The sequence below is a fragment of the Streptacidiphilus sp. PAMC 29251 genome (genome assembly GCF_054208735.2).
Genome location: NZ_CM135725.2, coordinates 5,987,184 through 6,010,233 on the forward strand (window position 1 = coordinate 5,987,184; position 23,050 = coordinate 6,010,233).

Annotated in this window: 19 protein-coding genes and 2 pseudogenes; 12 read left to right on the forward strand and 9 right to left on the reverse strand. The window is 72.0% G+C overall.

Going from position 1 to position 23,050, the window contains the following annotated elements:
- Window positions 1–219: 219 nt before the first annotated feature.
- The gene (locus tag ACXKR8_RS28615; RefSeq protein ID WP_458267455.1) at window positions 220–1,443 is read right to left on the reverse strand and encodes an FG-GAP-like repeat-containing protein; all 1,224 of its coding nucleotides are present in this window, start codon (window positions 1,441–1,443) and stop codon (window positions 220–222) included.
- 300 nt (window positions 1,444–1,743) lie between these two features.
- Between ACXKR8_RS28615 and nth the strand changes: the two genes are divergently transcribed.
- The 4 genes from nth (at window position 1,744) to ACXKR8_RS28635 (ending at window position 5,555) form a co-directional block, all read left to right on the forward strand.
- The gene (gene nth, locus ACXKR8_RS28620) at window positions 1,744–2,607 is read left to right on the forward strand and encodes an endonuclease III (protein ID WP_458267456.1); all 864 of its coding nucleotides are present in this window, start codon (window positions 1,744–1,746) and stop codon (window positions 2,605–2,607) included.
- Window positions 2,608–2,609: 2 nt separating this feature from the next.
- The gene (locus ACXKR8_RS28625) at window positions 2,610–3,428 is read left to right on the forward strand and encodes an NUDIX hydrolase (protein ID WP_458267457.1); all 819 of its coding nucleotides are present in this window, start codon (window positions 2,610–2,612) and stop codon (window positions 3,426–3,428) included.
- A gap of 109 nt (window positions 3,429–3,537) precedes the next feature.
- Complete coding sequence (locus ACXKR8_RS28630) at window positions 3,538–4,716, forward strand: MarP family serine protease (protein WP_458267458.1); 1,179 nt, start codon at window positions 3,538–3,540, stop codon at window positions 4,714–4,716.
- A gap of 140 nt (window positions 4,717–4,856) precedes the next feature.
- A complete protein-coding gene (locus ACXKR8_RS28635; RefSeq protein ID WP_458267459.1) occupies window positions 4,857–5,555 on the forward strand; it encodes a metal-dependent hydrolase in 699 nt (232 codons plus the stop codon).
- Between the two features lie 21 nt (window positions 5,556–5,576).
- On the opposite strand, the gene ACXKR8_RS28640 is transcribed toward ACXKR8_RS28635, so the two are convergent.
- The 7 genes from ACXKR8_RS28640 to ACXKR8_RS28670 form a co-directional block, all read right to left on the reverse strand.
- Entirely contained in the window at window positions 5,577–5,708 is a 132-nt protein-coding gene (locus ACXKR8_RS28640; RefSeq protein ID WP_458267460.1) for a hypothetical protein, read from the reverse strand.
- 213 nt (window positions 5,709–5,921) lie between these two features.
- Window positions 5,922–6,875, reverse strand: a complete 954-nt coding sequence (locus ACXKR8_RS28645; RefSeq protein ID WP_458267461.1) for an alpha/beta fold hydrolase — start codon at window positions 6,873–6,875, stop codon at window positions 5,922–5,924.
- 90 nt (window positions 6,876–6,965) lie between these two features.
- A complete protein-coding gene (locus ACXKR8_RS28650; protein ID WP_458267462.1) occupies window positions 6,966–7,448 on the reverse strand; it encodes a phage holin family protein in 483 nt (160 codons plus the stop codon).
- 115 nt (window positions 7,449–7,563) lie between these two features.
- A complete protein-coding gene (nhaA, locus tag ACXKR8_RS28655; RefSeq protein ID WP_458267463.1) occupies window positions 7,564–8,814 on the reverse strand; it encodes a Na+/H+ antiporter NhaA in 1,251 nt (416 codons plus the stop codon).
- A 119-nt stretch (window positions 8,815–8,933) separates the two neighbouring features.
- Entirely contained in the window at window positions 8,934–10,922 is a 1,989-nt protein-coding gene (acs, locus tag ACXKR8_RS28660; RefSeq protein ID WP_458267464.1) for an acetate--CoA ligase, read from the reverse strand.
- A 165-nt stretch (window positions 10,923–11,087) separates the two neighbouring features.
- Complete coding sequence (locus ACXKR8_RS28665; protein WP_458267465.1) at window positions 11,088–11,783, reverse strand: carbonic anhydrase; 696 nt, start codon at window positions 11,781–11,783, stop codon at window positions 11,088–11,090.
- Window positions 11,784–11,871: 88 nt separating this feature from the next.
- On the reverse strand, window positions 11,872–12,870 hold the full coding sequence (locus tag ACXKR8_RS28670) for an ATP-binding protein (protein ID WP_458267466.1): 999 nt from the start codon (window positions 12,868–12,870) through the stop codon (window positions 11,872–11,874).
- A gap of 279 nt (window positions 12,871–13,149) precedes the next feature.
- Between ACXKR8_RS28670 and ACXKR8_RS28675 the strand changes: the two genes are divergently transcribed.
- Together ACXKR8_RS28675 and ACXKR8_RS28680 are read left to right on the forward strand one after the other, a co-directional pair.
- Window positions 13,150–14,070, forward strand: coding sequence for an oxidoreductase (locus tag ACXKR8_RS28675; RefSeq protein ID WP_458275099.1), 921 nt, complete (start codon window positions 13,150–13,152; stop codon window positions 14,068–14,070).
- Window positions 14,071–14,199: 129 nt separating this feature from the next.
- Window positions 14,200–15,600: an IS1380 family transposase gene (locus ACXKR8_RS28680; RefSeq protein WP_458266600.1), complete on the forward strand. Its 1,401-nt coding sequence runs from the start codon at window positions 14,200–14,202 to the stop codon at window positions 15,598–15,600.
- A 603-nt stretch (window positions 15,601–16,203) separates the two neighbouring features.
- Here the strand turns inward: ACXKR8_RS28680 and ACXKR8_RS28685 are convergent.
- Entirely contained in the window at window positions 16,204–17,004 is an 801-nt protein-coding gene (locus ACXKR8_RS28685; RefSeq protein WP_458267467.1) for an HAD family hydrolase, read from the reverse strand.
- Window positions 17,005–17,562: 558 nt separating this feature from the next.
- On the opposite strand from ACXKR8_RS28685, the pseudogene ssd reads away from it, so the two are divergent.
- The 6 genes and pseudogenes from ssd to ACXKR8_RS28715 form a co-directional block, all read left to right on the forward strand.
- Window positions 17,563–18,635, forward strand: a pseudogene (gene ssd / locus ACXKR8_RS28690) (septum site-determining protein Ssd).
- Window positions 18,632–19,951 carry a TadA family conjugal transfer-associated ATPase gene (locus ACXKR8_RS28695; protein ID WP_458267469.1) on the forward strand — a complete coding sequence of 440 codons (1,320 nt, stop codon included), beginning with the start codon at window positions 18,632–18,634 and terminating at the stop codon, window positions 19,949–19,951. The pseudogene ssd and the gene ACXKR8_RS28695 overlap by 4 nt, the downstream one beginning before the upstream one ends.
- Window positions 19,951–21,792 (forward strand): type II secretion system F family protein, encoded by a 1,842-nt coding sequence (locus tag ACXKR8_RS28700; RefSeq protein WP_462099895.1) that lies wholly within the window; start codon window positions 19,951–19,953, stop codon window positions 21,790–21,792. Before ACXKR8_RS28695 ends, ACXKR8_RS28700 begins: the two co-directional genes overlap by 1 nt.
- 37 nt (window positions 21,793–21,829) lie before the next feature.
- The gene (locus tag ACXKR8_RS28705) at window positions 21,830–22,171 is read left to right on the forward strand and encodes a DUF4244 domain-containing protein (RefSeq protein ID WP_458267472.1); all 342 of its coding nucleotides are present in this window, start codon (window positions 21,830–21,832) and stop codon (window positions 22,169–22,171) included.
- 13 nt (window positions 22,172–22,184) lie between these two features.
- Entirely contained in the window at window positions 22,185–22,586 is a 402-nt protein-coding gene (locus tag ACXKR8_RS28710; protein WP_458267473.1) for a TadE family type IV pilus minor pilin, read from the forward strand.
- A 176-nt stretch (window positions 22,587–22,762) separates the two neighbouring features.
- Window positions 22,763–23,017: pseudogene (locus tag ACXKR8_RS28715) on the forward strand (Rv3654c family TadE-like protein); the annotation flags it as partial.
- Window positions 23,018–23,050 lie beyond the last annotated feature (33 nt).

Consider the following 23,050-nt stretch of genomic DNA (forward strand, 5'->3'; position numbering starts at 1 on the left):
TCCCGTACCGGACCGAGTTCAACCCTGCTGGACGCGCCCTTGGGACGCAACAGCTTTCGTTGTGACACGGGGCTGGTGCGGCAGGCGCGGAGGATCAACCGGGCGCTGGCCGAGGTGAACCCCTAGGAGCTGGAGGATCTGGTGACGCTGCCCGGGGTCGGCCGGAAGACCGCCAACCGGGCCCGATCGAGCAGGCGCCACCAGGCGGGGCGCCCACCCTCAGAAGAACAGTTCGCTGTGGCTGTTGGCGGGGTAGAACGAGCCGCTCGGCTGTCCGCTTTTCGCCTTGGTGAGGCCGCCCTTGCCGTTGCTCAGGTAGAGGGTGAAGGTTTCGTCGCTGACCACGTACAGGTCCGGGTGGCCGTCGCCGTTGATGTCGCCGATCGACAGCAGTTGCCAGGGCTTGCCGACACCCTTGGCGACGACGTGCGGGGTGCGGATGCCGCCCTTGCCGTTGCCGGGGTAGAGCCAGAGCTGGCCTTTCTTGTCGAGGGCGACGAGGTCGGACCGGCCGTCGCCGGTCATGTCGCCGACGGCGGCGATGGCGGTCATGGAGTTCCAGCCGCCGCCGACCCTGCGGTGTGTGCTGAAGCCGCCTTTGCCGTTGCCGAGGTAGAGCCACAGGCTGCCGCCGGGACTGCGGGCGATGAGGTCGTCCTTGCCGTCGCCGTTGAGGTCGCCCGTGGCGGTGATGTCGGTAAAGCTGCTCCAATTGCCGCTCAGCGGGTGACGGGCGTTCAGGCCGCCCTTGCCGTTGCCGGGGTAGAGCCATAGGCCGCCGGACGGGCCGCGGGCGATGAGGTCCTCGTTGCCGTCGCCGGTGAAGTCGCCGTGCCGGGTGAACGCGGTCATTTTGCTCCACGCCTCGCCCCGGCTCACGCCGTTGCCGAGGTCCACGACATGTTGGGAGTAGTCGTCCACGACCCACAGGCGGCCCTCGGCACTGCGCGTCACCAGGTCGGGGTAGCCCTCGCCCTGCATGGAGCCGTAGGGCCTGGTCTTGGCCGCTCCATCCTCCGAGGCGTAGAAGTAGATGTACTGGAGGCCGTCCCAGCACTCGTGCGCGGTGGGTGCCAGGCGGACCGAGCGCATGTAGTCCTTGTACTGGGCGGTGTTGACCTCGGCGTCACCCGCGGCGTAGTTCTTCGCGGTAGCCGGCTCGGTCCACCAGTAGCCGTCGTTGTGCGGAGCCGGCGCCCCTTGGTACTTCGCGGCTTCGAAGATGCAGCTGTAGGACCTGGTCCGGTTCGCCCAGGACACGGCGTGCTTCCCGGCCCAGCCGGTGTCCGGGGTCGAGCTGCGGTAGGTGTACATGGTCCCGCTGCCGTAAGCACCGGTGAACAGGCAGAAGTCGCGGTCGGGGCAGCGGTCGTAACCCGTCGTGGCGGCCGAGGCAGTGCTCGTGCCGGTCAGTGTCGCGGCCAGCACTCCCAGCCCCGCCACACCCGTGCCCAGCGCCCGCCGCACCGATCGCCATCGGTTCCCCACGTTCCCGAGACCCACAACCACTCCCCCGTTCGCAGCTGCCTGAGTCGGCAACGCGCTGGACACTACTGCCGAGTGCTCTGGGTTGTCATCTCCGTTCCGGCACTCATAGTGCGCTGACCAGGAAGGTCCGCCGGGGTGACGGCTTGTGAAGCGTCGATTGCGTCCCTGCTGGGGAGCGAACCAGATGATGTCTTCTGAGTCTGCCGCGCCCTGTTCCACCGCCTGCTGTCGGTGGTGGCCCGTAGGCTGATCCGTATGGTGACGAGTGGCGGTTCCGAGGGTGCGGGGCGACCGGTGTTCAAGAAGGCGAAGGTGCCGGCGACGCACACCGGGCTGGTGCGGCAGGCGCGGAGGATCAACCGGGCGCTGGCCGAGGTGTACCCCTACGCGCATCCGGAGCTGGACTTCACCAACCCGTTCGAGCTGCTGGTGGCGACGGTGCTGTCGGCGCAGACCACCGACCTGCGGGTGAACCAGACCACGCCGGCGCTGTTCGCCAGGTACCCCACCGCCGCGGACCTGGCCGAGGCGAACCCCGAGGAGCTGGAGGAGATCATCCGGCCGACCGGGTTCTTCCGGGCCAAGGCGAAGTCGGTGATGGGCCTGTCGGTCGCGCTGCGTGACCGGTTCGACGGGGAGGTGCCGGGCCGGCTGGAGGATCTGGTGACGCTGCCCGGCGTCGGCCGGAAGACCGCCAACGTGGTCCTCGGGAATGTTTTCGGTGTTCCCGGGATTACCGTCGACACGCACTTCGGGCGGCTCGCGCGGCGCTTCGGGTGGACCGAGTCGGACGATCCGGTGAAGGTCGAGCACGAGGTCGGCGAGCTGGTGCCGAAGAGCGAGTGGACGATGCTGTCCCACCGGGTGGTGTTCCACGGGCGGCGGATCTGCCACTCGCGGCGGCCCGCGTGCGGGGCGTGCCCGATCGCGGAGCTGTGCCCCTCGTACGGCGAGGGCGAGACCGATCCGGTGGCGGCGGAGAAGCTGCTGAAGTACGAGAAGGGCGGCCAGCCCGGCCAGCGGCTGAACCCGCCGCCGGACTACCCCGGAAAGCCTGCCGCACCCGCACCCGCTTCGGCCGCGGTGGGGGCCGCGACACCGACGGAGGGAAAGAGCTGAGGATGGCGGCTACGGCTGAGCAGGGCACAGGCAGCGGCACAAGGGGCACGGGCAGCGGCACAGGCACTGGCAAGGGCAGCGCGGAGATCGTCCGCGAGGGCCTGCCGGACTGGCTGCTGCCGGTCAGGGACGCCGCCGAGCGGCTGGAGCCGCAGCAGCTCAGCCGGTTCCTGCCGCCCGCCGAGGGCGGTCGCCGCTCCGCCGTCCTGGTGCTCTTCGGCAGCGGTCCGAAGGGCCCCGACCTGCTGCTGATCGAGCGCGCCCGCTCGCTCCGCTCCCATGCGGGCCAGCCCTCCTTCCCCGGCGGCGCGCTGGATCCGGAGGACGGCGACCCGCGCGGCCCCGGCCCGGTGAACGCCGCCCTGCGCGAGGCCTGGGAGGAGACCGGCCTGGATCCGTCCGGCGTGCAGGTCTTCGGGGTGCTGCCGAACCTCTACATCCCGGTCAGCAACTTCGTGGTCACCCCGGTGCTGGGCTGGTGGCGCGAGCAGACCCCGGTGGCGCCGGTGGACCCGGCCGAGGTCGCCGCGGTGTTCCGGGTCCCGATCGACGAGCTGGCCGCGCCGGAGCGCCGGGCGCGGCTGAAGCACCCCAGCGGCTTCACCGGTCCCGCCTTCCTGGTGGAGGGCCGACTGGTCTGGGGCTTCACCGCCGGGGTGATCGACCGGATCCTGCACCACGCCGGCCTGGAGCAGCCCTGGGACACCAGCCGTGAGATAGAGCTGTCCGAGGACGCGATCGGGGTGGCCACGGCCGAGCGCGACCGGGCCAGGGAGCGCGACGGCGCGGCAGGGGAACCATCCGGTACAACCCGGACGTGAAAGAGGGGGCGGACACCCGCGGTACTTAGATCTTCCCGGGTGCCCGTCCGCAGGATCCGTCCTCGTGGGAAGGTTGACCGTTGCCGCCCGTCCCGCCCAGGAAGCCACTGTGAACGTCCTCGACATCCTGCTCCTCGCCGCCGCCGTCGGATTCGCCGTCTCCGGCTACCGGCAGGGCTTCGTCGTGGGCGTCCTCTCCCTGGTCGGCTTTCTCGGCGGCGGCCTGATCGCCGTCCAGCTGCTGCCGTTCCTGCTGGAGCACCTCTCCGCCGGGACGGTCTCCTCGGTCGTCGCGGTGATCGTGGTGATCGTCTTCGCCTCGGTCGGCCAGGCGTTCACCACCCACTGGGGCTGGAAGCTGCGCGGTCCGATCGACCGCAGCCGGGCCCGGATCTGGGACGCGGCCGGCGGCTCCGTGGTGAACGTGGTGGCGATGCTGCTGGTCGCCTGGCTGATCGGCTCGGCGCTGGCCGGGACCTCGCTGCCGACCATCGCCCACCAGGTCCGTACCTCCAAGGTGCTGGGCGGGGTGCAGAAGGCGCTGCCGACGGACGCCCCGGAGTGGTTCTCCGACTTCACCTCGGTGATGGCCAGGAACGGCTTCCCGCAGGTGTTCAACCCGTTCCAGGACGAGCCGATCACCGATGTGCCGCCGCCCGACCCGGCGTTGGCGAACAGCCCCGCCGTGGTCCAGGCGCACCGGAGCATCGTCAAGGTCATGGGCACCGCGCCCAGCTGCGGCAAGGTGATCGAGGGCAGCGGCTTCGTCTACGCGCCGCAGCGGGTGATGACCAACGCCCATGTGGTCGGCGGGGTGTCCGCGCCCACGGTGAACCTCGGCGGCCGGATCTACGAGGCGAAGGTCGTCCTCTACGACTGGAAGCGCGACATCGCGGTGCTGGACGTCCCCAAGCTCAACGCCACCCCGCTGGTCTTCGCCGGCGAGGCCAAGACCAGCGCGGACGCCATCGTGGCCGGCTTCCCCGAGAACGGCCCCTTCAACGTCCAGGGCGCCCGGGTCCGCGGCCGGATCCAGGCCAGCGGGCCGGACATCTACCACCGGGGCACGGTCAGCCGGGACATCTACTCGCTGCGCTCGACGGTCCGTCAGGGCAACTCCGGCGGCCCGCTGCTCACCCCCGCCGGACAGGTGTACGGGGTGGTGTTCGCGAAGTCGCTCGATGACGACCAGACCGGCTACGCGCTGACGGTGGACGAGATCCGCTCCGACGCCACCCAGGGCCAGACCGCGACCCAGAAGGTCGACAGCGAGTCCTGCGCGCTCTGACCCCGACGCTCCGACCCGCCTCCCACCGCGCTGACCCACTTCCCGCTGCTGGGAGTGTCGGTGGCAACTGATACCGTCTGGGACGCTTGAGTCGGACGGATCTTGACAGGCCGTCGCCATGAGGGGGAGGACGCCACGCCATGATGGGTCATTCGCACGCGGTCAGCGGAGCGCTGCTCTTCGCTGCCACCGCGCCCTACCTGCCGCCGCTGGTGATGCACCATCACCTCAGCCCGCAGGAGATCCTGATGGGCACGGTGCTCTGCGCCGGCGCGGCCCTGCTGCCCGACCTGGACCACCATGACGGCACCATCGCCAACTTCCTCGGCCCGGTGTCCAAGCTGCTCTGTCGCTTTGTCGCCTGGATCTCCGGCGGCCACCGGCACGCCACGCACTCGATCTTCTTCATCGCCTTCATGACCCTGGGCACCTGGGCCGGGGTGTCCTACGGCGGCCGCTGGTTCACCCTGGGCATGACCTTCTTCCTGCTGGCCATGGCAGTACGGGCGCTCAACCTCTGCCCGCCCGGGCACGGCTTCTCGGCCTGGGGCACCATCGTGGCGATGGCGCTGCTCGGTACAGGTGTGATCGCCAAGTTCATCCCCTCGGCGCCGGGCTGGCTGCCGTACGCGGTGGGCCTGGGCTGCCTGGCGCACCTGCTCGGCGACTCGATCACCAAGCAGGGCGCACCGTGGCTCTGGCCGTTGAAGACCCGCTACGAGATCGTGGTGATCAAGAGCAGCGGCAACAAGCTGGAGACGGAGATACTGGTCCCGCTGATGGGAATAGCGACCGTCGCCCTGCTCTGGTTCACCGCGCTCTCGCCCAACACGTTCTAGCCACCCGGCGGCTGCCGCGGGTCAGCGCTGGCGGAGCCGGGAGGTGACCCAGCGGGCCCGGCGGGTGATGATGTGCGGTATTCCGACATGGTCGGTCTCGCTGTTCACGGGACCTTCGGGGGCGGCGCCAGCGGTGCCGCCGAACGAACTCATGGCCGTGCTCTGCTGAAGCGAGCGGCGGCGGGAACGTGGCGCGAAAGCGTGGTCGTGCATCCAGCTCATAGATAGAGGACTGCCCGCACGGGGCCGAGGGTAATCCCGTGCGGGGCGGCCAATTGGCCTATGGTTGGCATATTTTCAGACAACAGGATTCCACTTTCGAACCCACGTTCTGACCGAGCGTCAGCCGTTCCGGAGCGGTGCTGCTCAGCGGTCCGGTTCGGGGTCGCGCAGCCAGTTGATCAGCTCCCGGGAGAACCCCTCCGGGTCCTCCTCCTGCGGGTAGTGGCCGATACCGTCCAGCAGTCGCCAGCGGTACGGCGCCTCCACGTACTCGGCCGAGCCGACCGCGGTACGGGCCAGCAGCACCGGGTCGGCCGCACCGTGCAGATGCAGTGTGGGAACCCGTACCGGCCGCCGCATCCGGCGCGAGTACTGCAGGCCGTCGGGGCGGCCCATGGAGCGCATCAGCCAGCGGTAGGGCTCGATCGAGCAGTGCGCGGTGTTCGGCAGCCGCATCGCGTGGCGGTAGGTCAGCAGCGTCTTCTCGTCCGGCCGGTGGTCCTGGCTGGTCCAGTCGGTCAGGTAGTCGCCGACCACCAGGGCGTCGTCTGCGACCAGCTGCCGTTCGGGCACCCAGGGCCGCTGGAAGCCGAGCAGGTGCTCGGCCGCGGCGATCTGCTTGCGGTCGGTCATCAGGGACCGGCGGTACCGGCGCGGGTGCGCGCTGGAGACCACCGCGAGCCGGCGGACCAGGTTGGGGCGCATCACGGCCGCCGTCCAGGCCAGGAAGCCGCCGAGGTCGTGCCCGACCAGGGCCGCGTCGGAGGCCCCGAGCGAGCGGATGATGCCGGTCAGGTCCAGCGCCATGTTGGACGGGTCGTAGCCGCGCGGGGTGCGGTCGCTGCCGCCGACGCCGCGCAGGTCCACGGCGACGGCGCGGAAGCCGGCGTCGGCGAGGGCGGTGAGCTGGTGCCGCCAGGTCCACCAGAACTGCGGCCAGCCGTGCACCAGCAGGACCAGCGGGCCCTCGCCGAGCTCGGCGATGTGGAAGCGGCCGCCGTTGGCGGACACGTCGCGATGGGTCCAGGGGCCCTCGATCCGCGGATCGAAGCTGTCGGCGGAGACGTGGGATCCGCCGGGGGTTTGGTCAGACGACATGTGCAGAGCGTGTCATATCCGGAGCATGGTCGGGATTCCCGACCGCGCGCCGGGTCGTCAGCAGCGGGTCCGTAGCAGGTCGGCAGCGGTTCAGGGCAGCAGGATCTTGTGCCCGTCGGAGGTGAGCGGCGGGGCCGGGTGCGGCTTGGCGTTCTTCAGCACGTCGACGGTGGCCTTGGTGGTGGCAATGGTCCGGTCCGGCGGGGAGAGCTTCTTGAAGAAGCGCAGCGCCAGCACCCCGGCGATCGCGGCGATCAGCAGGTAGAGGAAGCCGACGATGGTCAGCGACCAGCCGAAGGTGATGCCGGAGGAGCCGCCCAGGTCATGGATCCCGTAGGCCAGGGCGAAGCTCAGCACCGGCACCGAGAAGAGGGCGACCACCGCGGCGATCGCCCCGGCGATCCCGCCGAAGAGCCCGCGCTTGACGTCCTTGGTGATCTCGGCCTTGGCGAGGGCGATCTCGTCGTGCACCAGCGCGGAGAGGTCGGCGGTGGCGGCGGCGAACAGCTGGCCCACCGTACGGTCGGCTCCGTTGGGCTGGGAACTGGCCTCGGACCTGTCAGCTGCTGACATCGGGCGTCTCCTCCGGTCGTTCTGGCGGGTCTGTGAAAATCACGTCTGACGTCACGTCTTCATCGGTGACTGCTTCCTGTCACTGTCTCAGATCATGCCTCCTCACGGCGGTGGCTCACCACTCGGCCTGCTCCAGCTCGTAGATCCGCCGGTAGCTGCGGTTCCGCAGCCGCAGCAGCACCGCGGCGACGACGGCGCAGATCAGTGACCCGATCAGGACCGCGGCCTTGTCGCGTTCGGCCAGGGCGTGGTCGTCGGCGAAGGCCAGCTCGGAGATCAGCAGCGACACGGTGAAGCCGATCCCGGCGAGGACCGCGACCGCGAACAGGTCGGCCCACTGCAGTTCGGGGTTCAGCTCGGCCCTGGTGAAGCGGGCGGCCAGCCAGGTCCCGCCGAAGATGCCGACGGTCTTGCCGACCAGCAGGCCGAGCACCACGCCCAGCGGGGACGCCTGGGTGAAGACCTGGCCGATCGCGTGGGGGCTGATCGACACCCCGGCCGCGAACAGCGCGAACACCGGTACGCAGAATCCGGCCGAGAACGGCCGCACCAGGTGCTCGATGTGCTCGGCGGGGGAGTGCTCCTCGCCCGGGTCCTTGGTGCAGCGCAGCATCAGGCCCATGGCCACGCCGGCTACCGTCGCGTGGATCCCGCTCTCGTGCATCAGTGCCCAGATCACGAACGCCAGCGGGAGGTAGAGGTACCAGCCGCGCACCCGCTTGCGGTGCAGCAGGTAGAAGAGGGCCAGGCCGAGGACGGCCAGGCCGAGTGCCCAGAGCTTGATGCCGTGGCTGTAGAAGATCGCGATGATCAGGATCGCGATCAGGTCGTCGACCACGGCCAGGGTCAGCAGGAAGGCCCGCAGCGAGGACGGCAGGTGCGAGCCGACCAGGGCCAGCACGCCCAGCGCGAAGGCGATGTCGGTCGCGGTGGGGATGGCCCAGCCGCCGAGTTCGCCGCCCGGGCCGAGGTTGACCAGGGCGTAGACGATCGCGGGCAGCACGACCCCGCAGACCGCGGCGACCACCGGCAGCGCCGCCGCCTTGGGGTCGCGCAGCTCCCCGGCCACCAGTTCGCGCTTGAGCTCGACCCCGGCGACGAAGAAGAAGACGGCGAGCAGCCCGTCCTTGGCCCAGGTGTCCAGGGTGAGGTCCAGGTGCAGCGGTGCGCTGGGCCCGACCGTCCGGCCCAGGACGCTCTGGTAGGCGGCCGGCCAGGCGTTGGCCCAGACGAGTGCCACCACGGCCGCGCAGAGCAGCAGGATGCCGCCCACGGTCTCGGCGCGGAGCGCGTCGGCGAGGAACGCGCGTTCGGGGAGCGGCAGCCGGCCCAGGAACTGGCGGCGGGGCGTGGGGCGGTCGCTCACGCGGTGCTCCTCCGGACAGTGATCTGACGGGTTATATACCTTTTGTCGGATGCTATCCGGGAAATGCCGAAGGGGCCGCCCCGCGACGCGGGACGACCCCCTTCATGAGCTGGTGGCGCCTACTCCTCGGACTCCGCGCCGGCGCGCTGGGTCTGGATCAGATCCATCACGGTGGAGTCGGCCAGGGTGGTGGTGTCGCCCACGGCGCGGCCTTCGGCGATGTCGCGCAGCAGCCGGCGCATGATCTTGCCGGAGCGGGTCTTGGGCAGCTCGCTGACCAGCTGGATCAGCTTCGGCTTGGCGATCGGGCCGAGCACCTTGGCGACGTGGTTGCGCAGCTCGGCGACCAGGTCCTCGTTGTCCTTGGCGCTGCCGCGCAGGATCACGAAGGCGGCGATGGCCTGGCCGGTGGTGGCGTCGGTGGCGCCGACCACGGCGGCCTCGGCGACCTTGGGGTGGGAGACCAGGGCGGATTCGACCTCGGTGGTGGAGATGTTGTGGCCCGAGACCAGCATCACGTCGTCGACCCGGCCGAGCAGCCAGAGGTCGCCGTCCTCGTCCTTCTTGGCGCCGTCGCCGGCGAAGTAGGTCCACTTGTCGCTCTCGGACCCGTCGTGGCCGGCGCCGAAGCGGGACCAGTAGGTTTCGAGGTAGCGCTGGTCGTCGCCCCAGATGGTGCGGAGCATGGAGGGCCAGGGCTCGGTGAGCACCAGGTAGCCGCCGCCGCCGTCGGGGACCTCGCGGGCCTCGTCGTCGACGACGGTGGCGCTGATGCCGGGCAGGGGGGTTTGTGCGGAGCCGGGCTTGGTGTGGGTGACGCCGGGCAGCGGGCTGATCATCATGGCGCCGGTCTCGGTCTGCCACCAGGTGTCCACGATCGGGGTCTTCCCGGCGCCGATGTGCTCGCGGTACCAGATCCAGGCCTCGGGGTTGATCGGCTCGCCGACGCTGCCCAGGATCCGCAGCGAGGACAGGTCGAACTGGGCGGGGATGTCGTCGCCCCACTTCATGAAGGTGCGGATCGCGGTGGGCGCGGTGTAGAGCAGGGTGACGCCGTACTTCTGGATGATCTCCCAGAACCGGCCCTGGTGCGGGGTGTCCGGGGTGCCCTCGTACATGACCTGGGTGGCGCCGTTGGAGAGCGGCCCGTAGACGATGTAGGAGTGTCCGGTGACCCAGCCGATGTCGGCGGTGCACCAGTAGACGTCGGTCTCGGGCTTGAGGTCGAAGACCGCGTGGTGGGTGTAGGAGGCCTGGGTGAGGTAGCCGCCGGTGGTGTGCAGGATGCCCTTGGGCTTACCGGTGGTCCCGGAGGTGTAGAGGATGAACAGCGGGTGCTCGGCACTGTGTGCAGCGGCAACATGCTCGGTGGACTGACGCTCGGTGATCTCGTGCCACCACACGTCCCGGCCTTCGGTGAAGGCGGTGTCCTGGCCGGTACGGCGCACGACCAGCACATGCTGCACGGTCGGACAGGACAGGACGGCCTCGTCGATGGCGGGCTTGAGCGCCATGGGCTTGCCGCGGCGGTAGCCGCCGTCCGCGGTGATGATCAGCTTGGCGTCCGCGTCCTGCACCCGGGAGGCGACGGCCTCGGCGGAGAAGCCACCGAAGACCACGGAGTGCGCGGCGCCGATCCGGGCGCAGGCGAGCATCGCCACGGCCGCCTCGGGGATCATCGGCAGGTAGATGGCGACCCGGTCGCCCTTCTCGACGCCGAGTTCGGTGAGCGCGTGGGCGGCCTTGGAGACCTCGTCCTTGAGCTGCGCGTAGGTGATCGCGCGGCTGTCACCGGGCTCGCCCTCGAAGTGGATCGCCACCCGGTCGCCGTTGCCGGCCTCGACATGGCGGTCCACGCAGTTGTAGGCCACGTTCAGCTCGCCGTCGGCGAACCACTTGGCGAACGGCGGGTTCGACCAGTCCAGGGTCTCGGTCGGCTCGGTGGCCCAGCTCAGCCGACGGGCCTGCTTGGCCCAGAAGGCGAGCCGGTCCTCCTTCGCCTCGGCGTAGGCGGCGGCGGTCACATTCGCGGCGGCGGCGAGCTCAGCAGGCGGGGCGAATCGACGCTCTTCCTTGAGCAGGTTTTCCAGGCTTTCATTGCTGCTCAACGCGCACTCCTCATCGAGTTCTGGGTACGGGCGGGTCCCATTCTGTCCCGTAACCCGGAGATGTCGTGACTAGCTCACCAGGATGAGGGCGCGCTGACAAGGGTCCTCGGCAAATTGGTGTAGACCTTTGTTGGGGCGCTGCTGATCAGGCCGCCTTGTGCCGCCTCAGGCGACCGACTCCAGATGGGGTCGGACCGGGCTGAAGGTGCGCCCGTTGCCCGCGAGGAGATGCGCCTGCGCCGTGGCGAAGTCGAAGTAGAGCCCGGCGAGCTGCAGCGTCCCGGCCTCGATCCCGCGCCGGACGGAGGGGTGGGCAGTCAGATTGTCGACCTGCTGGGCCACATTGGTCAGGCAGAGCCGCTCCAGCGGATCCGCCGAGGGTGCCGAGCCCCGGAGTCGGGCGGGGGAGTGCCGCACCCGCTGCAGCGAGTCCTGGCCGTGCCGCAGCCAGCGGGTCAGCGGCGTCCCGGCCCCGCCCTCGCGCCGGTGTGCGCCGCGCAGCAGCGACTGCATCGCGCCGCAGCCCGAGTGCCCGCACACGGTGATCGTCCTGACCTGCAGGATCTCCACCGCGTACTCGATCGCGGCGGCCACCGAGTCGTCCGTGCCCAGGGTGTCGGGGACGGCCACCAGATTGCCGATGTTGCGGACCGTGAACAGCTCGCCGGGGCCGCTGCTGGTGATCACGTTCGGCACCAGGCGCGAGTCGGCGCAGGTGATGAACAGCTGGGAGGGGGACTGCCCCTCCCGGGCCAGCCGGGCCAGTTCGGGCTGCAGTCCGGGGGCGGTGTGCTGCTGGAAGTCCCGCACCCCGCCGAGGAAGTGCTCGTCCTGGCGGGGGCCCGTGCTGTTGCGTCGCATGCGCGTCTCCCAGAGTTAGGTAAATGAAGAGTAATGAACCCTTTACCTAAATGAGAGCCTCGACAACCGAAGTTCACCCGACCGGGTGTCAGGCAGTGACCGCCTCGCGCTGCGTATCGCTCACCGTCTCACTCAGCGTGAAATCGGGATCGACCTGGGCGGCGAGGTCCGTCCCGGTCTTGGCGTTCCCCCAGCTCTCCGCGTTGCGCAGGTGGAAGCGCACCATCTGCCGGGTGTAGCGCTCCCAGTCCCGGAGCGGGTACGTCGCGTCCGCGGCCTCGCGCAGGGCCCGCAGCGCGGCGTGGTTGCCCGGCTCCAGCTCGGCCAGGACGGGCGCGCGCCCCTGCTCCGTGCGCCGGACCCACTCGGACTGGCCGAACACCGCCAGCAGGTCGTCGCCCACCTGCTCGCGGAGGTAGGCCACGTCGTCCTCGTGCTGCACCTTGTTGCCGACCACGCGCAGGTTCACGTCGAAGTCGGCCGCGTACTCCTTGTACTGGCGGTAGACCGAGACGCCCTTCCGGGTCGGCTCGGCGACCAGGAAGGTCATGTCGAAGCGGGTGAACAGGCCGGAGGCGAAGGAGTCCGAGCCCGCCGTCATGTCCACCACCAGGTACTCGCCTGCCCCGTCGGCCAGGTGGTTCAGGCACAGCTCCACCGCGCCGACCTTGGAGTGGTAACAGGCCACGCCGAGGTCCTCCTCGTCGAAGGCGCCGGTCGCCATCAGCCGCAGCCGGGCCCCGTCCACGGTGAACTCGCGGGCGCACAGGTCGTAGACCGGGTTGTCCTCGGCGATCCGGAGCAGCCGGGAGCCGCTGCCGGGCGGAGTGGTCTTGATCATTGACGCGGCGTCGGCGATCCGTGGGTTCCCGCCGCGCAGGTACTCCTTGATCTGCGGCAGCCGCGCCCCCATCGACGGCACCCCGGCCGCCTGCTCCTCGGTCAGCCCGATCGCCGCACCCAGATGCTGGTTGATGTCGGCGTCCACCGCGATCACCGGCGCCCCGGCGGTGGCGAGGTGGCGGACGAACAGCGAGGACAGGGTGGTCTTGCCGCTGCCGCCCTTGCCGACGAAGGCGATCTTCATGGGGACTCCGGGTCGTTCGGGGCTGGGTGGAGTAGGTGCGTGGCGTACTTATTGGTAATCGTTATCGTCACCAACAGTGGTCATGGTAGCAATCTGTCACTGCCGCGTGATCGGCTTTATGGAGTGTTGACCCTTTCGGGTGAGAGCGCCCCGGAGCGCGCACGCGCCCCCGGGTTACGTACGCTCGGTGCCGTGAGCACACCATCAGCGACCCCTCAGTCGAACGCCTCCGCAGCCCCCGGACGCGACCGCGTCCGCGGGGACGCGGCCGCGGACCCCCTGGCCGCCCTGGCGGAGCTGCCCGGGGTGGCCGACGCCGTCGCGGAGGCCCGGCGGGCCGTCGACCGCCTGTACGGACACCGGGTGATGCGCCGCCGCGCCGCCGAGGTCACCTCCGAGTCCGCGCTGCGCGGCGCCCGCGCCTCCGCCGCACTGGACGGCGCCGACTGGCCCCTGGAGGAGGTGCGCCGCCGCAGCGACTTCGGCACCGACCCGGAGGCCCGGACGGTCGGCGGCGCGCTGCGCCTCAACGCCGAGGCCGGGCAGCTGCTCGGCACCTGGCGGCACTCGCCGCTGCAGGTGCTGGCCCGGCTGCACCTGCTGGCCTCGGGCGACGCGGGGGCTGCAGCGGAGGGCTCGGGCGGGGGCGTGGGCGCCGGGCGTCCGCGCCGGGACGGCGAGGCGGTGGCCGAGCTCTTCGGCACCCCGCTGCCGGTCGCCGAGGAGGTCCACGGCTCCGAGTCCGCCCCCGCCCCGGCCCGCCGGTACCAGCTGCCGCCGCTGCCCGCCGCGGACGAGGTCTCCGCACGCCTGGACGGCCTGGCCCAGCTGCTGATCGGCCGGGCGGCCGGCGGGAAGAAGCGCCCCAACGACCGCAGCGCCCCCGCCCTGGTGGTGGCTGCCGTCGTGCACGGCGAGCTGCTGACGTTGCGGCCCTTCGCCGCCCACAGCGGGCTGGTCGCCCGCGCGGCCCAGCGGATCGTGCTGATCGCCGAGGGCATGGACCCGCAGGCGATCTGCCCGTTCGAGGTCGGCCTGGCCGAACTCGGCACCGACGCCTACCGCAACGCCCTCGGCGGCTACGCCTCGGGAACGGGCGAGGGGATGGCGGCCTGGATCATCCACTGCGGAGCGGCGCTGCGGCTGGGCGTGCGGGAGAGCACCGCGGTGTGCGAGGCGATGCAGCGCGGAATGGTCTGACACCTGAGCCCGAATCCACCGATGAATGACCTGTCCGAGGCCTGGACATAACGACGCGGATGCCCTCTGACCTGGGACGATGGGACTTCCTACAGAACCAAGTCGCCAGAACGAGAGAACATCCGCGAGATGCAATCCTGCCATGCCGCCACAGCGGTTTCCGCCGTCTTCGACGAGCCGAACCTGATCGCCGATGCCGGGCTGCTGTCGCTGGTCCGGCTGGCCGAGCGGGCCGGCCTGCGGCAACTGGCCGCGTCCGCGCTCCGCATCGAGGGCGCCGACAACAGCGGCGGAGCCAACCCGGCCGCCAAAGTGATGTCGCTGATCAGCGCGATGTGCGCGGGCGCGGACAGCATCGACGACGCGGCGCGGCTGCGGCACGGCGCGATGGACCGCGCCTTCACCTCGGTCCGCGCGCCCTCCACCCTGGGCACCTTCCTGCGCTCCTTCACCCACGGCCACAACCGCCAGCTCCACCGCGTTCACCGCGACTTCCTGGCCCGACTGGCCCGCAGCACCCCACTGCTGCCCGGCGCCGACACACTGATGTTCATCGACATCGACCCCACCCACCGCCGCGTGTACGGCCACGCCAAGCAGGGCGCGCAGGTCGGCCGCCTCAAGGGCCAGCGCACCCTGCACCCGATCCTGGCCACCCTGTCCACCCCGATCGCCCGGCCCGTGATCGGCGCGGTCCGCCTGCGCCGCGGCAAGGCCGCCGACGTCCGCGGAGCCGAGAGCTTCGTGAGCGAGGCCCTGGCCATAGCGAAGGAGACCGGCGGCACCGGGATCCGCCTGGTCCGCGCGGACAGCAAGTTCTACACCGCCGACGTGGTCGCCGCCTGCCGCCGGGCCGGCGCCCGATTCTCCCTGACCACCGGCATGAACCCCTCCATCGCGGGCGCGATCTCCCGCATCCCGCAGGAGTCCTGGACGGCGATCCGCTACCCGGACGCCTTCGTCGACCCCGACACCGGCGAGATGGTCTCCGACGCCGAGGTCGCCGAGATCCCCTACACCGCCTTCACCGGCCGAAGGAAGTCCGAGCACGTCACCGCCCGGCTGATCGTGCGCCGGGTCCGCCGATTGAACGCCGAAGTGGCCCAGGGTCAGGGCGAGTTGTTCACCGCCTGGCGTTACCACCCCGTCTTCACCGACAGCTCCTTCGCGGTGCTGCAGGCGGAACTGCACCACCGGCAGCACGCCGTGGTGGAGCAGGTGATCGCGGACGGGAAGTCCGGGCCTCTGGCCCACCTGCCGTCCGGGAACTTCCAGGCCAACGCCGCGTGGCTGACCCTGTGGGCGATGTCGCACAACCTGCTGCGGGCCGCCGGTGCGCTGACCTCGGTCTTCCACGCCAAGGCCACCACAGCGACCCTGCGCGCCCACCTGGTCCACGTCCCGGCCCGGCTCGCGCGCACCGCGCGCACCAAATTGACGGTGCATCTGCCCGAGCACTGGCCCTGGCGCGACGCCTTCACCGCCCTGTTCGAGGCCGTCCACTCCCCACCGCCGCGCCCGGCGGCCTGACCGCCACAAGATCCCGCACCGCGACGGCCCGACGGCCACCGGCGACAGCGCCACCAACCGCTCCCGACCCCGCACAACCCCTCGGACAGGCCGCGACCCGCGCACGGCGGCTACCGCACACCCTCAACCTGTTGCCCCCAGCGGCCGACCGTCCACGGGCAGGAGAGCAACCCCGAAATGATCAGCCGGTGGATTCGGGCTGAGGCTGGAAAGCCTCGAGGCTGGAAAGCTCCGAGGCTGGAAAGAAGGGTGCGGCGGCACCGAGGAGAGGTGCCGCCGCTGACACAGCGGGCGAGTGACCAGAGCGTGCGCCATTTCTTTGCGCATCCGGCTGGAATCAATTCCATCGGCCGAAAGCGGCGGCCCTATCGCGGGTCGGCTGCACGTGGGTGCTCGTTTGCCGTGCTCGGTCCGTGGGGCCTGAAACTTCGATGATTCCTGACTGCGGATCCATCCTGGTCTCGCGGGCCGTCTGCTTCCTTTGTAGCGCGGATTCGGCGGAAGCGGAACTCGGCGGCGTATTTCTTTACCTTCGGCCCGAGCTCCGGCCCGAGCTCGCGCCCGATGTTCGGCCGCCTTCCGGCCGCCCTCCGGCCCTTCCGATCACGCCGGTGTGCTGCGTCGTTTCGCCGCGTACCAGACGATCCCGGCCGCGGTCGCCGCCGCGCCCACGGCAGCCGCTGCCAGCACCGGCCGGCTGCTCACCTTCAGCGCCGAGCTGCGCTGCTTCAGTTGCACCGGGCGGCTGAAGACCAGCACCGGCCAGTCGCGGGCGACCGCCTCGCGGCGCAGCGACCGGTCCGGGTTCACCGCGTAGGGGTGGCCCACCGCCTCCAGCAGCGGCAGGTCGGTGATCGAGTCGCTGTAGGCGAAGCTCTGCTCCAGGTCGTAGTCCTCGGTCCGGGCGAGGGCCCGGATCGCGCTGGCCTTGTTCCCGGAGTAGGCGTAGAAGTCGATCTCCCCGGTGTAGAGGCCCTCGGCCTCGGCCATCCGGGTGGCGATGACATGGTCGGCGCCCAGCATCTCCCCGATGGGCTCGACGAGTTCGGATCCCGAGCTGCTGACGATCACCACGTCGCGGCCGGCCGCGTGGTGCTCCTCGATGAGCGAGGCGGCCTCGTCGTAGATCAGCGGGTCGATCAGGTCGTGCAGGGTCTCCGCGACGATCTCGCGGACCTGCTGCACGTTCCAGCCGCGGCAGAGCGAGGAGAGGTACTCGCGCATCTTCTCCATCTGGTCGTGGTCGGCCCCGCCGGCCAGGAACACGAACTGGGCGTAGGCGCTCTTGAGGACGGCCCGACGATTGATCAGGCCGCCGCGGTAGAGCGGGCGGCTGAAGGCGAGCGCGCTGGACTTGGCGATGACGGTCTTGTCGAGGTCGAAGAACGCTGCTTGACGCACCAAAACTCCCTCTGTTGCTGGGGCTCCCACAGTCACGAGATCCTGGGGGAGGCTCCGCGCCACTGCACGTAGCCGATCCTCGCAGACACCGACCGTCCGGGGTGGCAGCAGGGCGGCGGCGGGCCGTCGGAGGACGCCGCCGGGCGGCCGGTGAATCGGCGCGTCAATCGGCCATCCATTCGGCCCAAGCAGCCGTCGCGCGGGTTTGCTTGAGAGGGGCCTCGGGTACACCATGGAAGTCACGGATCGTTCGCGACCGTGCTGCCCCGGTCTGGCTCCTCCCCCCCGAGTCAGGCTGTGGAGGACGACCCCCGCTCTCCCCCCGGCGGGGGTCGTCGCCTGTCCGGGGGCATTTTCGCGCGCTATTCGGTACAGCTCCTGAAGATTCCTTCAGCGGGCGGCGCCGCGTCAATCTGACGCCGCATATTCAATCCCTTCGAGTGGCCGATTTATCCACAGGCCCCGAGTCATCCACAGATTGCCTCCGTGCACACCGACGGCCCCCGGAACCGGGGCACCGTTGGACCACGCCACTTCGGCGTACAGCACGGGGAGGCAGTCATGGCGGGGACGTGGTCCACGGAACCACTGCTGGTCAGCGAGGACGAGCGGCTGATCGAGAGCCTGTTGCGGATCTGCGCCGCCGCGGGCGCATCGCCGCAGGTGGTCTGCGGTGCCCCGCCGTCCCGTCAGGCCTGGGAGGCCGCACCGCTGGTGGTGGTCGGCGACGACGTGGCGGAGCGAATGACCGGGCTCAGCCACCGCCCCGGCGTGCTGCTGGTCGGCAGCGACCTGGACGACGTCGAGGTGTGGCGGCGGGCCGTGGTGCTCGGGGCCCGCCATGTGATCTTCCTGCCGGACGCCGAGTCCTGGCTGCTCGACCGGATCGCGGACGCCGCCGAGGGGTGGACGTCCAGGCGCTCACCGTCGCCGTGCTGGGCGGCCGGGGCGGGGCCGGTGCGTCCACCCTGGCCTGCGCGCTGGCGGTCACCGCGGCGCGGGAGGGGCACCGCGCGATACTCGTCGACGGCGATCCGCTGGGCGGCGGCCTCGACCTGCTGCTCGGCGGCGAGGACACCGCCGGGCTGCGCTGGCCCGACCTGGCCGGTTCGCGCGGTCGGGTCAACGCGGTGGAGCTGGAGAACTCGCTGCCCCGGATGCACGCACTGACCGCGCTGAGCTGGGATCGCGGCGACGCGCTGACGATCCCGCCGGAGGCGATGCGGACCGTGCTGGGGGCGGCCCGTAGACGCGGCGGGGTGGTCGTCCTCGACCTGCCCCGGCGGATCGACGACGCGACCGGCGAGGCCCTGGAGCAGACCGACCTCGGGCTGCTGGTGATCCCCGCCGAACTGCGGGCGATGACGGCCTCCGGGCGGGTGGCCTCGGCGGTGCGGATGCGTCTCACCGACCTCAGGGCGGTGGTGCGCGGTCCCGCGCCGAGCGGGATGGAGGGCGAGGAGATCGCCGCGGGCCTGCGGATGCCCCTCGCCGGGGAGTTGGCCGCCGAGCCGGGCCTGGCCGCCGATCTGGAGCGCGGCCGACCACCCGGGCTCAGCCCGCGCGGGCCGCTGGCCCGCTTCTGCTCCGCCTTCCTGACCGAGGCGCTGGCCGGCACGGGGTCGGCCGCATGAACCCGGGCGGAGCGGGAGCGAGGCCGGGGTCGGGCCTGGGCTTGGGCCTGGGATCCGGTTCGGGGTCGGGGCCGGGGCCGGGATCGGTGGACGGCACCGGGGGTCTGGGCGGGGCGCAGCGTGCGGCGCTGCTGGACTCGGTACGGCTGCGGCTGGCCGAGGCCGGCGCGGACGCCACCGTCAGCAGGGTGGCCGAGGCACTGCGGGCGCAGGGGCGTCCCTATGGCGACGCGGAGGTGCTGGAGCTGGTCCGGCAGTTGCGCTCCGACATGGTCGGCGCCGGTCCGCTGGACGCGCTGCTCGCCGATCCGGAGGTGACCGACGTCCTGGTCAACGGCCCGAATGAGATCTGGGTGGACCGGGGCGCCGGTCTGGAGCGGGTGACCGGCGTCCGCTTCGCCGACCGCTCGGCGGTACGGCGGCTGGCCCAGCGGCTGGCCACCGCCGCCGGGCGCCGGTTGGACGACGCCCGGCCGTGGACGGACGCCCGGCTGCCGGGCGGGATCCGGCTGCACGCGGTGCTGCCGCCGATCGCGGTCGGCTGCACCCACATCTCGCTGCGGACCAGCCGGAGCAGGGCCTTCACCCTGCCCGAGCTGGTGCTGGCCGGATCGGTGACCGAGCAGGGCGCGGAACTGCTCCGGGCGATGGTCCGTGCCCGGATGTCCTATCTGGTCAGCGGCGGCACCGGGAGCGGCAAGACCACCCTGCTCGCGGCGCTGCTCGGGCTGGCCGGGCCGACCGAGCGGCTGGTGGTGGTGGAGGACTCGGCCGAGCTGCGTCCGGACCACCCGCATGTGGTGCGGCTGGAGGCCCGCCCGCCCAACCAGGAGGGGGCCGGGAGCGTCGATCTGCGGGATCTGGTGCGCCAGGCGCTGCGGATGCGCCCGGACCGGCTGGTGGTCGGCGAGGTCCGCGGGGCCGAGGTGCTGGATCTGCTGGCCGCGCTGAACACGGGTCACGAGGGCGGCTGCGGGACGGTGCACGCCAATGCCGGGGCCGACGTCCCGGCCCGGCTGGAGGCGCTGGCGGCGGTGGCCGGGCTCGACCGGACGGCGTTGCACAGCCAGTTGGGCGCGGCGCTGGACGCGGTGGTGCACCTGGTTCGCGAGCCGGACGGACAGCGCCGGGTGGCCGAGGTCCGGGTGCTGACCCGGCGGCCGGACGGCCTGGTCGGCACCGAGCCCGCCGTCCGGTTCGAACGGGACGGCCGGATGCGGCGCGGGGCTGGGTGGGCCCGGCTGGAACGGCTCTGCGGCGGCCTGCGGGACCAGGACGAGTGGATCGAGAACGAGCGGAACGAGGAGGAGCGGTGATGGCGGGAAGCGGAGCGGTGCAGGTGTGGGGCGGGGCGGTGCTGGCCGTGGTCGGGGTGGCCGATCCGGTGGCGCGGGCCACGGCGGCCGGGGCGCTGCTGTGCCTGCTGGGCTGGGCCGCCTGGTTGCTCTCCGGCTGGGACGCCGCCCAGCGGCGGCGCGACCGGATGTTCCCCCGGGAGGAGCAGCGGGACGGCCCCTGGGCACGGCTGCGGGGCGGTGGGCCGTGGCGGGTCGGTCGCTGGAGCGGGACCAGGCCGCCGCCGGAACTGCTGCTGCTCCCGTTGGGGCTGCTGGCGGCCTGGCCCACGCACTCCCCGCTGGTGGCCGCGCTGGCGGCGGGGGCCGTCGTCCCTGCGATACGGCTGCGCCGACGACGACGGGCCTCCCGGGTCCGGGGGCAGCGCCGGACGGCCGTGGTGGCCCTCTGCGCGGCCCTGGCGGGGGAACTGAGGACCGGGGCGACACCGCACCAGGCGGTGGAGATGGCAGCAGCGGAGTTCACGGGGTCGGGGGAGCTCACGGCGTCCGGGGAGTTCACCGGGTCGGGGGAGTCCACCGTGGCCGGGGAGCCGGTGCTGGACTGCACCGTTCTGCTGGCCGCTGTGCGCTACGGCGGGGGCGTGCCGGAGGCGTTCCGGGTACTGGCGGGGGTGCCGGGGGCCGAGGGGGCGGCGGGGATCGCGGCCTGCTGGCAGGTGGCCTCGTCCAGCGGGGCGGGGCTTGCGGCGGGGCTCGACCGCGTCGCGGAGGGGCTGCGTGCCGAACGCGCGCTGCGGGAGACCGTACGGGCGGAACTGGCGGGGCCGAGGTCCACGGCGGGGCTGCTGGCGCTGCTCCCGGTGTTCGGCCTGCTGCTGGGGCCGCGCTCGGGGCCGATCCGCTGCGGATGCTGCTGCACACCCCGGGCGGGCTGCTCTGCCTGCTGCTCGGGGCGGCGCTGGAGTGGGCGGGCTGGCCTGGACCGGACGAATCGCGCGGGGCGCGGAAGCCGCGGCGTAGGACGCCGGGAACGACGAGGGAGAGGCGGTTGGCGGATGGATCTGTCGGTGATCTGGGCAGCTCTGCTGAGCGGGGTGGTGGCGCTGCTGCTGGGCCTGCTCAGAGCGGCCGCGGGACGCAGGCTGCGGGGACGGGCGAGGGCGGTCGGGCTGCCGCTGGAGCCCCCGCCGGGGTGGTGGCGGGAGCGGGGGCTGACGCTCCTTCGGAGCCGCCGCTCGGGCTGGTCGCCGCGGCTGGTCAGGGGCGCGGCCTCGCTGCTGCTGGGGGCGGGTCTCGCGCTGTTCACGGCCGGGGCGGTCGGCCTGCTGCTGGGCGTGCTGGCGGGGGCGGCCGGATACCGCTGGCTGCCCGAACCGCCGACTGCGCAGCAGCGCCGAAGACGGCGGGAGAGCAGCGAGTTGCGCGACCAGCTGCCGCTCACCGCGGACCTGCTGGCCGGGTGCCTGTCCTCCTGGTGCGCCCCGGCCGAGGCCGCCGAGGCGGTGGCCGCGGCCCTGGGTGGCCCGATGGGGAGCCGGCTCGCCCGGGTCGCGGCGGAGATCAGGACCGGTGCGGACGCCGAGGAGAGCTGGGGACGCTTCGGCGCGGATCCGGTGCTGGGCCCGCTCGGACGCTGCCTGGTCCGGGCCGCCGCCAGCGGCGCGCCGCCCGCGGCGGGCCTGGCCCGGCTCGCCGAGGGGGCCAGGACGGCCGCCGCCACCGCCGCGCAGGGGCGGGTACGGCGGGCCGGTGTGCTCGCCGCCGCTCCGCTGGGGCTGTGCTTCCTGCCCGCGTTCGTGCTGATCGGTGTGGTGCCGGTGGTCACCGGCCTGGCCGGAAGTTTTCTCGTACGAATCTGATCAAGTGTCAGAACGTGTACTACCCAAGGAGAGACCGATGAACGGATCCGCAGTGTTCAATGCCCAGCTCGACCGCTTCGACGCGCTGATCGACGCCGCGGAGCCCAACCCGCCGGTCGGTGCACGGTGCCTGCAGCGGCTCAGGAGCGTGCTGCTGCTCTCGGTCGCGGTGGCCCAGGCCTGGTTCCTGGACGGGGTCCACGCGGTCCGCCGCCGCCTGGCGCGGTTGCGCCCCGACGCCGGAATGACCACGGCTGAATACGCTGTGGGAACCGTGGCGGCGTGCGGCTTCGCGGCGCTGCTCTACAAGGTCGTCACCAGCGGGGCTGTGTCCTCGGCGCTGAACGCGCTGGTCACCAAGGCCCTCCATGCGGTGTGAGGGACGATCGCCGTTGCGCTCGTCTGCCGACGCCGACCGCGCCGCCGGTGCCGGTGCCGACCGCGGGTATGTCACGGCGGAGACCGCGGTCGTGCTTCCGGTGCTGGTGCTGCTGATCGGGGTGCTGGTCTGGGGCGTGCTGGTCGGTGCGGCCCAGGTGCGGTGCGTGGACGCGGCCCGGGAGGGGGCCAGGGCGGCGGCGCGCGGCGATCCGCAGGGGCAGGTCCTGGACGTGGTCCGGCGGGACGCGCCGCAGGGTGCGGCGGTGGAGCTGAGCGAGTCCGGCGGCACGGTGGTGGTGCGGGTCTCGGCGCAGTCGCGGGCGCCGGGCGGCCTGGGCGGGCTGCTGTCGCTCCCGGTCGGGGCCACTGCGGTGGCGGCCCGGGAGCCGGGCGAGCCGGGAGCGCCCCGGTGAGCGGGGCGGCGGCGGGCGGGGCGAGGGCGGGCGAGGTGAGGGCGGGCCGGGTGAGGGCGCCCGGAGTGACGGCATCCGGAGTGACGGCATCCGGAGTGACGGCGTCCGGAGTGACGGCGTCCGCCGGCGCCGACCGGGAGGCCGGTTCGGCGACGGTCTGGCTGGTGGCGCTGCTGATGCTGGGCTGCTGCGCCTTCACCGGAGCGCTCGGCCTCGCGGCTGCCGTCGCCGCGCGGCACCGGGCAGCCGCGGCGGCGGATCTGGCCGCGCTGGCCGCGGCGGGCCGACTGCTCTGGGAGCCGGGGACGGCCTGCGCCGAGGCAGGCCGGATCGCCGGGGCGCAGCGCGCCGTCCTGGTCTCCTGCGTGCTGGAGCGGGACGCGGCGGAGGACGCGGTCGAGGTGGTCGTCCAGGTCCCGCTGTCGGGCGGGCTGGCCGGTGGCCTGTTCGCCGGGCTGCCGCCG

Coding starts and splice junctions, on each gene's coding strand:
- ACXKR8_RS28640 (WP_458267460.1), bottom strand. CDS start 5,708: ATGAGTTCGTTCGGCGGCACCGCTGGCGCCGCCCCCGAAGGTCCCGTG.
- ACXKR8_RS28645 (WP_458267461.1), bottom strand. CDS start 6,875: ATGTCGTCTGACCAAACCCCCGGCGGATCCCACGTCTCCGCCGACAGC.
- nth (WP_458267456.1), top strand. CDS start 1,744: ATGGTGACGAGTGGCGGTTCCGAGGGTGCGGGGCGACCGGTGTTCAAG.
- ACXKR8_RS28670 (WP_458267466.1), bottom strand. CDS start 12,870: ATGAAGATCGCCTTCGTCGGCAAGGGCGGCAGCGGCAAGACCACCCTG.
- ACXKR8_RS28665 (WP_458267465.1), bottom strand. CDS start 11,783: ATGCGACGCAACAGCACGGGCCCCCGCCAGGACGAGCACTTCCTCGGC.
- ACXKR8_RS28650 (WP_458267462.1), bottom strand. CDS start 7,448: ATGTCAGCAGCTGACAGGTCCGAGGCCAGTTCCCAGCCCAACGGAGCC.
- ACXKR8_RS28680 (WP_458266600.1), top strand. CDS start 14,200: ATGCAATCCTGCCATGCCGCCACAGCGGTTTCCGCCGTCTTCGACGAG.
- ACXKR8_RS28700 (WP_462099895.1), top strand. CDS start 19,951: ATGGCGGGAAGCGGAGCGGTGCAGGTGTGGGGCGGGGCGGTGCTGGCC.
- ACXKR8_RS28635 (WP_458267459.1), top strand. CDS start 4,857: ATGATGGGTCATTCGCACGCGGTCAGCGGAGCGCTGCTCTTCGCTGCC.
- ACXKR8_RS28695 (WP_458267469.1), top strand. CDS start 18,632: ATGAACCCGGGCGGAGCGGGAGCGAGGCCGGGGTCGGGCCTGGGCTTG.
- ACXKR8_RS28705 (WP_458267472.1), top strand. CDS start 21,830: ATGAACGGATCCGCAGTGTTCAATGCCCAGCTCGACCGCTTCGACGCG.
- ACXKR8_RS28625 (WP_458267457.1), top strand. CDS start 2,610: ATGGCGGCTACGGCTGAGCAGGGCACAGGCAGCGGCACAAGGGGCACG.